Genomic DNA, 12,857 nt, shown 5'->3' on the forward strand with positions numbered 1-12,857 from the left:
GGTGGTCGGGTAGCGCCGGTGGCCCGGTCAGTAGCCGGTAGGTCTCAGCGGCCGGTAAGTCTCAGTAGACGGTGAGCCCGTGGTCGCGGAACTGCCCCCGGACCCGGTCCAGCAGCGCGTCGTCCGGCGGTGTCGTCGCCGCCAGCGGAAACTCCAGACCCAGCTCGGCGTACTTGTGCGCGCCCAGCCGGTGGAACGGCAGCACGTCGACCCGCTGCACCGTCGGCAGGCCGGCCGCCACCTCGGCCACCCCGGCCACGTTCGACTCGGCGTCGGTGAGCCCCGGCACCAGCACGAACCGGACCCAGATCGGGGTGCCCCGGTCGGCCAGCCGCCGGGCGAACCGCAGCGTCGGGTCGAGCCGCCCGGTGCGGGTCACCCGGCGGTAGGTCAGCGGATCGGACGACTTGATGTCCAGCAGCACCAGGTCGGTGGCGTCCAGCAGCGCGTCGTCAGCGCGGGCGCCGAGGAACCCGGAAGTGTCCAGCGCGGTGTGCAGCCCGGCGTCGTGGCACCGGCGCAGCACCGCGCGGACGAAGTCCGGCTGCATCAGCGGCTCCCCGCCGCTGAGCGTCACCCCGCCACCGGCGACCGAGATGAACCGCTGGTAGCGCAGTACCTGCGCGACCAGCGCGTCGTCGGTGGTCGGGGTGCCGGCGCGCCGGAACCAGGTGTCCGGGCTGTGGCAGAACTGGCAGCGCAGCGGACAGCCGGCGAGGAACGCGACGAACCGCGTACCGGGGCCGTCCACCCCGATCGACACGTCGTACGAGTGGACCGCCCCGGTGGTCACCTCACAGCCCTCCGTGGAACGTCCGGGAGATGACGTCGCGCTGCTGCTCGGCGGTGAGCCGCACGAAGTTCACCGCGTACCCGCTGACCCGGATGGTCAGCTGCGGGTACCGCTCCGGGTGCGCCATTGCGTCCTCCAGCGTGGCCCGGTCCAACACGTTGACGTTGAGGTGGAAGCCGCCGGCGTCGGTGTAGCCGTCCAGCACGCCGACCAGGTTCGCCACCCGTTCCGCCGGGGTGCGCCCCAGGCCCGCCGGGGTCACCGTGGTGGTCAGCGAGATGCCGTCGCGGGCGCAGTCGTACGGCAGCTTCGCCACCGACATCGCCGCGGCCACCAGCCCGTGCCGGTCCCGGCCGTTCATCGGGTTGGCGCCCGGGGCGAACGGTTCGCCGGCCCGCCGGCCGTCCGGGGTGTGCCCGGTGTGCTTGCCGTACACCACGTTCGAGGTGATGGTCAGCACCGACAGGCTGTGCTCGGCCTCGCGGTAGGCCGGCTGCCGGCGCAGCTTCGCCATGAACGTCTCGACCAGCCAGACCGCGATCTCGTCCACCCGGTCGTCGTTGTTGCCGAAGGCCGGGTAGTCGCCGTCGACCACGTAGTCGACCACCAGTCCGGTTTCGTCACGCAGCACCTTGACCCGGGCGTACCGGATCGCCGACAGGCTGTCGGCGGCCACCGACAGGCCGGCGATCCCGCAGGCCAGGAACCGGTGCACCGGGTAGTCGTGCAGCGCCATCTGCAACCGTTCGTACGCGTACCGGTCGTGCATGTGGTGGATGACGTTGAGCGCGGTGACGTAGGTGGCGGCCAGCCAGTCCAACGTCCGGTCGAAGGCCGCGAGAACCTCGTCGTAGTCGAGGATCTCCCCGCCGACCGGCTGACTCACCGGGGCGATCTGCTCGCCGGTGACCTCGTCGCGGCCGCCGTTGATCGCGTACAGCAGGGCCTTGGCCAGGTTCGCCCGGGCCCCGAAGAACTGCATGTCCCGGCCGAGGCGCATCGCCGACACGCAGCAGGCGATCGCGGTGTCGTCGTCGTACCAGGACCGCAGCGTGTCGTCGTTCTCGTACTGGATGGCGCTGGTGTCCAGCGACACCTGGGCACAGAACTTCTTGAATCCCTCGGGCAGCGCGGGCGACCAGAGCACGGTCAGGTTCGGCTCCGGCGCCGGTCCCAGGTTGTAGAGCGTCTGCAGGTAGCGGAACGTGGTCCGGGTGACCAGGGTCCGCCCGTCGGTGCCGGTCCCGCCGAGGGACTCGGTCACCCAGGTGGGGTCGCCGGAGAAGAGCTCGTCGTACTCGGGGGTGCGCAGGAAGCGGATGATCCGCAACTTGATCACAAAGTCGTCGACCAGCTCCTGCGCGGCCAGCTCGGTCAGCTGCCCGGAGTCGATGTCGCGCTGCAGGTAGACGTCGAGGAACGTGGCGGTCCGGCCGAGCGACATCGCCGCGCCGTTCTGTTCCTTGCAGGCGGCCAGGTAGGCGAAGTAAAGCCATTGGACCGCCTCTCGGGCGTCGGCGGCGGGCCGGGTCACGTCGTAGCCGTACGCCGCGGCCATCTCGACCAGTTCACCGAGCGCCCGGATCTGCTCGGCCAACTCCGCCCGGTCGCGGATCACATCGTCGGTGGACGGGACCAGGTCCAGCGCCTCGCGCTGCGCCCGGCGGTCGGCGATCAGCCGGTCCACCCCGTACAGGGCGACCCGCCGATAGTCACCGATGATCCGCCCCCGCCCGTAGGCGTCCGGCAGCCCGGTGACGATGTGCGAGCGACGGGCCCGCAGCACGTCGGCCGGGTAGGCGTCGAAGACGGCGTCGTTGTGGGTCTTGCGGTACGTGGTGAAGATCCGGTGCACCTGTGGGTCGGCCGGGTAGCCGTACGCCGCGAGGGCGTTCTCCACCATCCGCAGCCCGCCGTGCGGCATGATCGCCCGACGCAGCGGCGCGTCGGTCTGCAGGCCGACGATCAGCTCGCGGTCCTTGTCGATGTAGCCGGGAGCATGCGCGGTGATAGTGGACGGCGTGGTGGCGTCGATGTCGTAGACGCCACGACGGCGTTCCTCGACGAACATGTCCCGTAGCCGGTCCCATACCGCCCGGGTCCGGTCGGTCGGGCCGGTCAGGAACCCGGCGTCGCCGGTGTACGGCGTGTAGTTGGCCTGGACGAAGGCGGCCACGTCGATCGTGTCCCGCCACCGTCGTCCCTGGAAGGTCCGCCACGGATCGTGGATCTGCTCGGCGAACACGTCAGCCTCCAGTGGGTGGAAGGCCCGGCGGGTCGGGGACGGCCCGCCGGGCGGGTGGTCGTCGGCGCGGTAGGCGTCGGCGGGGGGTGGTCGTCGGCGCGCGGGCTCAGGGCACGTCGGCCGGGATGGTGTCGCGGATCACCGCGACCGGGCTGTGACTGTGGTGCAGCAGCTGCTGCGAGACCGAGCCGAGCAGCAGGCCGGTGAACCCGCCCCGGCCGCGCGAGCCGACCACGACCAGGCTGGCGGTACGCGACGCGTCGACCAGGACCCGGCCCGGGTTGTCGCCGACCGCCTCGGCGGTCATCGTGACCTCGGGGTACTTCTCCCGCCACCCGGTCAGCTCGTCGTCGAGCAGGGCGCGCTCGGCGGCGACGATCTCCCGGGGGTCGAAGGCCGGTGGCTGCCACCGCTGTGCCGGTGGGTGCCAGGCACGCAGCACCCGCAGCGGCACCAGCCGGCTGGCGGCCTGCTCGACGGCGAAGCGCAGCGCGGCCAGCGACGGCTCGGAGCCGTCCACGCCGACCACCACCGGGGCGGTGGGGTGTGCCGCACCGCGAACCACCACCACCGGGCAGTGTGCGTGCGCGGAGACGGCCACGCTGGTCGACCCGAGCAGCAGGTCCGCGAAGCCGCCGTGCCCCCGGTTGCCGACCACCAGCAGCGCCGCGTCCCGGGACTTCTCGCGCAGCCGTAGGGCGGCGGGTCCGTCGAGGACGACGGTGCTGATGTCGGCGTCCGGGTGCGTCTCGGCGGCCTCGGCGGCCGCGACCCGCAGCATCGTCTCCGCGTCGCGCCGGGAGGCCGCGTTCGGCCAGCTGGTCGGCACGGGGGCCAGCGGACCGGTCCCGGTCGGCCACTCGAACGCGAACGCGAGGACCACCGGGGTGGCGGTCCGGACGGCTTCGGCGACCGCCCAGCTGACCGCGGCGTCGGCGCTGGACGAGCCGTCGTACCCGACGACGATCGGCCTGATCACGGCGATCACCTCCGGCTCAGCTCGTGGGGTCGGCGGCCGAGGAGACCAGCGCGGGAACGGGGATCACCACGACCGGGCAGGTGGCCTTGCGGATGCACTCCTCGCTGACCGAGCCGAGCACGGTGTGCTGCAGGCGGCCGTGCCCGTGGCTGCCCAGGACCAGCAGGTCCGCGCCGCGGGCGGCGGTGGTCAGCACGTCGGCGGCGCGGCCCTCGACCACCTCGCCGACGACCGGCGTCGCCGATCCGACCCGGGTGGTCAGCGCGGTGATCTCCTGGTCCAGCAGTTCGCTGGCGCGTTGCCGCTCCTCGATGGGGCTGACCGTGGTTCCACCGTCCCACCGCCAGGCGACGACGGCGCGCAGCGCGCCGCCCCGCTCGGCGGCTTCCCGGGCGGCCCAGTCGAGAGCCCGGCGGCTGCCCTCGGAGCCGTCGACACCGACGACGATCAGGTGACTGGCGCTCATGGTCCTCACTCCTTCAGTTGCACCTGACTACAGTCCACCTCCGTCGACGGCTGGGGGACAGGTGCGAAGGACCCGCCGTTGCGGGACTGGGGTCCCGTCGGTCGACCGGCCGGCGTCGGGGGCCCGGCCGGCGTCGGATGCGGACCGGGCGGCGGCGATGCGGCCGGCGGCGATACGGTCGGCGTCGGCGTCGGCGGTCCGGCCGATGCCGGCCGGTCGCCGATGAACAGCGCGAGCAGTTCGCCGACCAGGTGGTCGCATTCGGCCGGATGTCGGAACGGCACGTGCGGATTGACCGTGTACTCGTTGCGCCGGCCGACCCGGTGCCGGGCGAGGTATCCGGCTTCCTCCAGGTCGGCGACGATGGTGTGCGCCGCGCGTTCGGTTATCCCGACCCGCGCCGCCACGTCCCGCAGCCGGGCCCGTGGGTCGCGGGCGATGGCGAGCAGGACGTGTCCGTGGTTGCTGAGCAGGGTCCAGGGCGGAAGGCGCCACGTGTCGGGGGTTGTCACAGCGTAATCATATGATTACCAATACGTGAACATCGTCCACATGGCCGCCCTGTCCCGACCGGGCGGGCCGGCTCACTGACTCAACCGCCGGGCCCTCAGCAGCCGGGCCCACCAGGGACGACGGCTGTCGGCGACGACCCGTGGCGCCGGACCGGGCACTCCTTTGAAGCTGACCCAACCGCCCGGTCCCATGGTGACCGTACCGACGGCGGCGGGACGGCGGCGAGCCGCCGCCGCGACCGCTGCCGCGCTCACCGTCGCGACCACCACCGCCGCGGCCGCCGCGGCGACCCGGTCGGCGGCGACCACCGGCCGGTAGCGGACCCGGCCGGCGGTGCACACGAACGCGCCGAGCGGCCGGCCGCCGCTGCTCACCGGGATGAGCACCGCCGGATCGGGACCTCCGGTGCCGATCACGGGGCCGAACGGACCGGACTGTGGACCGGCGACGACGGCCCCCGGACCGGGCGGGGGAGCTGACCGGGTACGGCTGACCGGGGCTGTGATCATCGTGGACCTCCTCGACGGTGCCCGGTGGGCCGGAGCGCGCTCCGGCCCACCGGACGGTTGATCAACGGGTGTCGGACCGGTGGGCCAGGCGCACCGCCGCACGTCCGGCCTCCAGCCGGGCCAGCGGCACCCGGTACGGCGAGCAGGAGACGTAGTCGAACCCGGCGTCGTGGAAGAACCGCACCGAGTCCGGGTCGCCGCCGTGCTCGCCGCAGACGCCGATCTCCAGGTCCGGCCGGGTGGCCCGGGCGTCCGCGACCGCGATCTGGATCAGCCGTCCGATACCGGCGGTGTCGATCGACTCGAACGGCGACACCGGGAAGATGCCGAGCTCCAGGTAGCGGCCGAAGAACACCCCTTCGACGTCGTCGCGGGAGAAGCCCCAACCCAGCTGGGTGAGGTCGTTGGTGCCGAACGAGAAGAAGTCCGCCACCTCGGCGATCGCGCTGGCCGTCAGGGCCGCTCGCGGCACCTCGATCATGGTGCCGATCGGGATCGGCGGCAGACCGTCGAAGTCGGCGAGCAGCGCCTCGGCCTGGTCCCGTACCGCCTCCAGCTCCTGTACCGCGCCGACCAGCGGCACCATGATCTGCGGACGGGGGTCGCCGCCGGCCCGTAGCCGGGCGACGGTCGCCTCCGCGATCGCCCGCACCTGGGTGGCGAAAAGACCCGGCACCATCAGTCCGAGCCGGACACCGCGTAGGCCGAGCATCGGGTTGGCCTCGTGCATCCGGCGGACCGCCGCGAGCAGCTGCCCGTCGTGCCCCGGGTCCTCGCCGAGCGCCTCGGCACGGGCTACCCGGGCGGTCAGCTCGTCGAGGGCGGGCAGGAACTCGTGCAGCGGCGGATCCAGCAACCGGATGGTGACCGGCTGGCCGTCGGTCTCGGCCAGCAACGCCTCGAAGTCCTGCCGCTGCAGCGGGCGCAGCGCGGCCAGCGCCGCATCGCGGTCGGCGTCGGTCTCGGCGAGGATCAGCCGTTCGACCAGTTCCCGCCGGTCGCCGAGGAACATGTGCTCGGTCCGGCACAGGCCGATGCCGGCGGCACCGAACGCCCGGGCCCGGTGGGCGTCGGCGGCGGTGTCCGCGTTGGCCCGCACCGCGAGCCGGCGCACCACGTCCGCGTGGCCCAGCAACCGGTGCACCGCCGACACCAGCGGATCCGCCTCCGGCGCCAGCTCGCCTTCGATGTAGCGCAACACCGGTGACGGGTGGACCGGGACGGCGCCGGCGTACACGGCGCCGGTCGCCCCGTCGATCGAGATCAGGTCCCCGGCGTGCAGCACGGTCGGTGCCGCCCCGGTACCGTCGGCGACGGTGAGCTGGCCGGCCGCCGTGTCGACGGTCAACGCCTCGGCGCCGCAGACGCAGGTGCGGCCCATGCCCCGGGCGACCACGGCGGCGTGCGAGGTCTTGCCACCCCGGCTGGTCAGAATCCCGGCGGCGGCGATCATCCCGGGCAGGTCGTCCGGGTTGGTTTCCCGACGCACCAGGATGACCCGCTCGCCCCGACCGGCGGCGGCGACCGCCGACTCGGAGTCGAACACCACCCGGCCGACGGCCGCGCCCGGAGCGGCCGGTACGCCGACCGCCAGCGGCGTGGGCGCGCTGGCCGGGTCGAACCGGGGGAACATCAGCTGACCGAGCTGGGCCCCGGTGACCCGGTCGAGTGCCTCGTCGAGATCGATGACGCCCTCGTCGACCAGTTGCGCGGCGATGACGAAGGCGGCCTCGGCGGTCCGCTTGCCGACCCGCGTCTGCAGCATCCACAGGGTGCCGCGTTCGATGGTGAACTCGACGTCACACAGGTCACGGTAGTGGTGCTCCAGGGTGTCCATGATCGTCATCAGCCGGTGGAAGCTGCGCGGGTCGATCCGCTCCAGTTCCTGCAACGGGACCGTGTTGCGGACCCCGGACACGACGTCCTCGCCCTGGGCGTTGGCCAGGTAGTCCCCGTACACGCCGCGCGCACCGGTCGCCGGGTCGCGGGTGAACGCCACCCCGGTGCCGGAGTCCGGGCCCCGGTTGCCGAACACCATCGCCATCACGTTGACCGCGGTGCCCAGCTCGGCCGGGATCCGTTCCTGTCGGCGGTAGAGCACCGCGCGTTCGGCGTTCCACGACTCGAAGACCGCCCGGATCGCCAGGTCAAGCTGTTCGTGCGGCGACTGCGGGAAGTCCCGGCCGGTGTGCTGGTGGAAGACCTTCTGGTAAGCCTCGACCAGGGCGCGCAGGTCGTCGGCGTCGAGCGCCGAGTCGGCAGTGACCCCGGCGGTCCGTTTGACCGTTTCCAACTCGGCGGTGAACAGCTCGTCGGGCACGCCGAACACGGTCCGGCCGAACATCTGCACCAGCCGGCGGTAGGAGTCCCAGGCGAAGCGATCGTCGCCGCTCTGCGCGGCGAGGCCGTGCACGGTGGTGTCGGTGAGCCCGATGTCCAGGACGGTCTCCATCATGCCCGGCATGGAGTAGCGGGCACCGGACCGTACGGCGAGCAGCAGCGGGTCGTGCCGGTCGCCGAGCCGCTTGCCCAACCGTGCCTCGATGCCCCGGAGGTGGCGGTTGACCTCGTCGAACATGCCGGCCGGCGGTGCGCCCGCGGCGAGGTAGGCGCGGCAGGCGACGGTGGTGACGGTGAAGCCGGGCGGCACCGGCAGGCCGAGCCGGGTCATCTCCGCCAGGTTGGCGCCCTTGCCGCCGAGCAGGTCGGTGAGTTCGCGGTTACCTTCGATGAAGTCGTAGACGAATTTCGGCATGGCGCCCGCCTCCTGCACTGGTCGGCGAATCCTTCTCCTTCCGTGGTAGCAGCGGCGGGTGCAGGCGGGGCAGGGCCGGTCGGGCCACCTCCCAGGGCATAGGTCCCGGTCAGTCGCCGGCGGGCGGCCGGGGGCCACCTTCGCGGACGATCGCCGTCGCGCACCCGGCATGGTGCAGCACCGCCTGGCTGACCGCGCCGAGCGGAACCCGCAGCGGATGGTCGCCACGGGCTCCGACGACCACCAGCCCGGCCTGGGTGGAACGCTCGATCAGCACCCGGGCCGGCGGGCCGTTCACCACCTGCTGGCGGACCGCGACGTCGGGATGCTTCTCCTGCCACGGGGTCACCGCCGCGGCGAGTTCGTCGGCGGTCGCCGCCGAGGCGTCTGCCCAGCTCGACTCGCTCTCCCAACTGCGCACGACGATCAGGTCGCTGCCCCGTTGCGCGGCGGCGTCGAAGGCGAAGCCGAGCGCCCGCTCCGAGCCGGCCGAGCCGTCCACGCCGACCAGCACCGGCGCGGCCGGTTCGGGGGCCGGCTCGGAGCCGGCCCGGGCGACCAGCACCGAGCAGTCGGCGCGGGCAGCGATCTGTACGGCGAGTGCGTCCAGCGGCAGGCAGGTCCACCGGGCCAGATCCCCGTCGCCGATCACGATCAACGACGCCATCCGGGACTCCCGCAGCAGCGCGGTGGCCGGGGCGTTCTCGGACACCTCGGTGGTGACGTCGATTCCGGGGGCGGTCCGGGTGGCGATCTCCACAGCGCGTTCGACGAGCTGGTAGGCGTCCGGCTGGGGTTCGTCGCCGCCGGACAGGTCGTCCGGGATCCAGTTGAGGGCGTGCACCAGCCGCAGCGGCCGGTGCGCGGTGGCGGCTTCCCGGGCGGCCAGGGCGACGGCGGCCCAGCTGGATGCCGAGTCGTGGACGCCGGCCACGATCCGGTCGCGGGCCGGTGCGGCGTGCTCCGACATCACTGCTCCTTTCACCGCTTCTGTTCCGGTGCATGGGCCGCTGCAGCGACCCGGGTCGGATCGAGAAAGGGGAGCTCACCTGCGAGGATAGCGCTCAGTGACCCCGCTCCGGGTCGATTCCGGTCGACCGGGCAGGATGGGGTCATGATCTCGGCGGTGGTGTTCGACATGGACGGCGTACTCATCGATACCGAGCCGGTCTGGGAGCAGGTCCGGCGCGACTACGTGGCCGGCGCCGGTGGTCGGTGGCTGCCGGACGCCCAGCAGCGGTTGATGGGGATGAGTACCCCGGAGTGGGCCGGCTACCTGGACGCGGACCTCGGCGTCGGGCGCGGCGCCGACCGGGTCGCCGACGAGGTGATCGACGCCATGGCGGCGCGGTACCGGGCCGAGCTGCCGCTGATCCCGGGCGCGATCGAGGTGGTCCGCGACCTCGCCGGGCGGTTCCCGCTCGCGCTGGCCAGCTCCTCACCCCGCCGCCTGATCGAACAGGTGCTGGCCACGGCAGGGCTCACCGAGGCGTTCCAGGCGACCGTGTCGACCGAGGAGTGCGCGGCCGGCAAGCCGGACCCCGAGGTCTACCAGGTGGCGGCACGGCTGCTCGGCGTACCGCCGCAGCGGTGCCTGGCGGTGGAGGATTCGAGCAACGGGCTGCGGTCCGCCGTGGCCGCCGGTCTGGTGGTGGTCGCGGTGCCGCACCCCGGGTACCCGCCGGCGGCCGACGCCCTGGCCGGCGCGACGCTCGTCGTCGACCGCCTCGACGAGCTGACGGTCGACCGGGTGCTCGCCCTCGCCGTCGACAGGGGATAGATGCCACCGACGGTTCCAGCCCGGCGCGGGTGAGCCGGGTCCGCCGGGGGAGTCCCCGGGCGCCGGGCCGGATCCTCTAAACTGCGCCTGGCAGCGCTCCCAGCCGACCACGAGGTCCTGGTCGGCCGCACCCCCCGGAGGTCTCCGCCGTGAGCATTGAGGAACGAGCCCCGGTCGGGGTGGACACCACCCGCCCCAGCGTCGCCCGCGTGTACGACTACATGCTCGGCGGCAAGGACAACTTCGCGGTCGATCGCCAGGCCGGCGAGATGGCGCTGCAGGTCACCCCCGACGGTCCGCTGGCCGCCCGGGCCAACCGCGGCTTCCTGCGCCGCGCGGTGCGGCACCTGGTCGCCGAGGCCGGCGTGCGGCAGTTCCTCGACATCGGCTCGGGCCTGCCGACCCAGGGCAACGTGCACGAGATCGCCCACCAGGTCGACCCGCAGGTGCGGGTGGTGTACGTGGACAGTGACCCGATGGTGCTGGCACACGGTCGGGCGCTGCTCGACAGCTCTCCGATGACCACCGTCGTCCAGGCGGACACCCGCGACCCGGAGCAGATCCTGGCCAACCCCGACGTACAGTCGATGATCGACCTGGATCAGCCGGTCGGTCTGCTGATGCTCGGCATCCTGCACCATCTCGGTGACGACGAGGATCCAGCCGGGGTGGCGACGGTCTACCGGGACGCGGTCCCGAGCGGGAGCTACCTGGCCCTGTCCCACTTCCACAACCCAGGTGACAGCCAGCCGGAGGCCGCCCGCAAGGCGCTCGTGGTCGAGAAGATCTTCAACCAGACGTTGGGTACCGGTCGGTGGCGCCAACGCGACGAGATCCTTGGGTACTTCGGCGACTTCGAGATGCTCGAACCGGGCCTGGTGCCCCTTGCGGAGTGGCGTCCGGACCCTGACGACGAGCCGTCGGAGCAGACCGACACCTACTACACCTTCGTCGGCGGCGTCGCCCGCAAGCCCTGACCCGCCGCGCCCGTCCCGTACGCCGTCGTACCGCCGCACCCTTGCCGTAGCCGGATCTGCTGGCAGACAGGGCCACACCGCGCGTGTTAGCGTCCGACAGCTGCGGGTGACCGTCGATGCCCGTGGCCGGTCGCCCTACGACCGCACCCGTGCACCTTCTGCGGAGGTACGCCCCGATGACGATGGTCGACCCGGCAATGCCCCGCCCGGTGACGGTGCACATCGACCCGGCGTTCGTGGTCGCACCGGTCCGGCGCCGTACCTTCGGATCCTTCGTCGAACACATGGGCCGGTGCGTGTACACCGGGCTCTACGAGCCCGACCATCCGACCGCCGACGAGCGTGGACTGCGCCGTGACGTGCTCGACCTGGTCCGGGAACAGGGCGTTTCGGTGGTCCGCTACCCCGGGGGCAACTTCGTCTCGGGCTACCGCTGGGAGGACGGGGTGGGGCCCCGGGACCAGCGTCCCACCCGGCTCGACCCGGCCTGGCACAGCATCGAGACCAACGCTTTCGGGCTGGACGAGTTCGTCAGCTGGGCGCGGTCCGCCGGGGTCGAGCCAATGTTGGCGGTCAACCTGGGCACCCGGGGTCCGCGCGAGGCGATGGACCTGCTGGAGTACGCCAACCATCCGGGCGGCACCCAGCTGTCCGATCTGCGCCGGGCGCACGGCCGGCAGGCCCCGTACGACATCCGGATGTGGTGTCTCGGCAACGAGATGGACGGGCCGTGGCAGCTGGGCCATCAGACCGCCGACGAGTACGGGCGACGGGCCGCCGAGACGGCCCGGGGGATGCGGATGATCGACCCCGATCTGGAGCTGGTCGTCTGTGGCAGCTCCGGTCCCGCCATGCCGACCTTCGCGGCCTGGGAGGCGACCGTCCTGGAACACACCTACGACCAGGTCGACTACGTCTCCGCCCATCTCTACTTCGAGGAGCAGGACGGGGACCTGACCAGTTTCCTGGCGTCGTCGGTGGAGATGGACCGATTCATCGGGGACATCGTGGCCACCTGTGACCACGTCCGGGCCAAGACCCGGAGCAGCAAGCGGATGCAGATCTCGTTCGACGAGTGGAACGTCTGGTACATGCGCCGGTTCCTTGCCGAGGGGGTGCCGACCGAGTGGGTGCGGGCGCCGTCGCTCAGCGAGGACGACTACACCGTCGCCGACGCCGTGGTGGTGGGCTCCTCGCTGATCACCCTGTTGCGCAACAGCGACCGGGTGACCGCCGCCTGTCAGGCTCAGCTGGTCAACACGATCGCGGCCATCCGCGCGGAGCCGGGCGGTCCGGCCTGGCGGCAGACGATCTTCTACCCCTTCGCGTACACCGCCCGCCACGCCCGAGGGACGGTGCTGCGGGTCGAGTGTGGCAGCGGGCCGGTCGTGGAGACTGCGCGGTACGGCGAGGTGCCGCTGCTGGATGTCGTGGCCACCCACGACGACGACGCGGATCAGCTGGTGATCTTCGCTGTCAACCGTGGGCAGCGGGAGTCCCTCGTGCTCGACATCGACCTGCGGGCATTCCCCGGCTACCGGGTCGTTGAGCAGTGCGTGCTGACCGACCCGGACGTGCGGGCCGCCAACACGTCGGCGCAGCCGGACCGGGTCCGTCCCCAGACCCTTCCCGGCCCGGCGGTCGACCAGGGGCGGCTGTCGGTGATGCTGCCGTCCGTCTCCTGGACGATGGTGCGTCTGGCGACGTCAGGCTGATCCGCCGACCGGGTTCGGGTGGCGGCGTCGGTGTTGCGCCGCCCCGCGACTGTCTGTGGTCTGACGACGACGTGTGTGCTTGACGGCGTTCGCCGGACGCGCGTAGCGTAGTGCTTAACCGGTTA

The 12,857-nt window shown here is 72.3% G+C and carries 10 protein-coding genes and 1 pseudogene; 3 read left to right on the top strand and 8 right to left on the bottom strand.

Translation table 11 applies throughout. The features are described from left to right. Positions 1 to 61: 61 nt before the first annotated feature. From pflA to O7629_RS07450, 8 genes and pseudogenes are all read right to left on the bottom strand, one after another. Positions 62 to 793, bottom strand: coding sequence for a pyruvate formate-lyase-activating protein (gene pflA, locus O7629_RS07415; protein WP_278168297.1), 732 nt, complete (start codon positions 791 to 793; stop codon positions 62 to 64). A gap of 1 nt (position 794) precedes the next feature. After that, positions 795 to 3,038, bottom strand: a complete 2,244-nt coding sequence (gene pflB, locus O7629_RS07420) for a formate C-acetyltransferase (RefSeq protein WP_278168298.1) — start codon at positions 3,036 to 3,038, stop codon at positions 795 to 797. A gap of 106 nt (positions 3,039 to 3,144) precedes the next feature. Continuing rightward, a complete protein-coding gene (locus tag O7629_RS07425) occupies positions 3,145 to 4,017 on the bottom strand; it encodes a universal stress protein (RefSeq protein WP_278168299.1) in 873 nt (290 codons plus the stop codon). 16 nt (positions 4,018 to 4,033) lie between these two features. Beyond that, positions 4,034 to 4,483, bottom strand: coding sequence for a universal stress protein (locus O7629_RS07430; RefSeq protein WP_278168300.1), 450 nt, complete (start codon positions 4,481 to 4,483; stop codon positions 4,034 to 4,036). 224 nt (positions 4,484 to 4,707) lie between these two features. Continuing rightward, positions 4,708 to 4,995: pseudogene (locus O7629_RS07435) on the bottom strand (winged helix-turn-helix domain-containing protein); the annotation flags it as partial. A 72-nt stretch (positions 4,996 to 5,067) separates the two neighbouring features. Beyond that, positions 5,068 to 5,505, bottom strand: a complete 438-nt coding sequence (locus O7629_RS07440; protein WP_278168301.1) for a hypothetical protein — start codon at positions 5,503 to 5,505, stop codon at positions 5,068 to 5,070. Between the two features lie 61 nt (positions 5,506 to 5,566). Further along, positions 5,567 to 8,260, bottom strand: coding sequence for a pyruvate, phosphate dikinase (gene ppdK, locus O7629_RS07445; protein WP_278168302.1), 2,694 nt, complete (start codon positions 8,258 to 8,260; stop codon positions 5,567 to 5,569). A 109-nt stretch (positions 8,261 to 8,369) separates the two neighbouring features. Further along, complete coding sequence (locus O7629_RS07450) at positions 8,370 to 9,230, bottom strand: universal stress protein (protein WP_278168303.1); 861 nt, start codon at positions 9,228 to 9,230, stop codon at positions 8,370 to 8,372. A gap of 144 nt (positions 9,231 to 9,374) precedes the next feature. On the opposite strand from O7629_RS07450, the gene O7629_RS07455 reads away from it, so the two are divergent. The 3 genes from O7629_RS07455 (at position 9,375) to O7629_RS07465 (ending at position 12,732) form a co-directional block, all read left to right on the top strand. Next, entirely contained in the window at positions 9,375 to 10,040 is a 666-nt protein-coding gene (locus tag O7629_RS07455) for an HAD family phosphatase (RefSeq protein ID WP_278168304.1), read from the top strand. A gap of 149 nt (positions 10,041 to 10,189) precedes the next feature. Continuing rightward, positions 10,190 to 11,017 carry an SAM-dependent methyltransferase gene (locus O7629_RS07460; protein WP_278168305.1) on the top strand — a complete coding sequence of 276 codons (828 nt, stop codon included), beginning with the start codon at positions 10,190 to 10,192 and terminating at the stop codon, positions 11,015 to 11,017. A gap of 176 nt (positions 11,018 to 11,193) precedes the next feature. Then, entirely contained in the window at positions 11,194 to 12,732 is a 1,539-nt protein-coding gene (locus O7629_RS07465) for an alpha-N-arabinofuranosidase (RefSeq protein ID WP_278168306.1), read from the top strand. Positions 12,733 to 12,857 lie beyond the last annotated feature (125 nt).

Source organism: Solwaraspora sp. WMMD792 (genome assembly GCF_029626105.1).
GTDB lineage: Bacteria > Actinomycetota > Actinomycetes > Mycobacteriales > Micromonosporaceae > Micromonospora_E.

Coding starts and splice junctions, on each gene's coding strand:
- ppdK (WP_278168302.1), bottom strand. CDS start 8,260: ATGCCGAAATTCGTCTACGACTTCATCGAAGGTAACCGCGAACTCACC.
- O7629_RS07455 (WP_278168304.1), top strand. CDS start 9,375: ATGATCTCGGCGGTGGTGTTCGACATGGACGGCGTACTCATCGATACC.
- O7629_RS07440 (WP_278168301.1), bottom strand. CDS start 5,505: ATGATCACAGCCCCGGTCAGCCGTACCCGGTCAGCTCCCCCGCCCGGT.
- O7629_RS07430 (WP_278168300.1), bottom strand. CDS start 4,483: ATGAGCGCCAGTCACCTGATCGTCGTCGGTGTCGACGGCTCCGAGGGC.
- O7629_RS07450 (WP_278168303.1), bottom strand. CDS start 9,230: ATGTCGGAGCACGCCGCACCGGCCCGCGACCGGATCGTGGCCGGCGTC.
- O7629_RS07465 (WP_278168306.1), top strand. CDS start 11,194: ATGACGATGGTCGACCCGGCAATGCCCCGCCCGGTGACGGTGCACATC.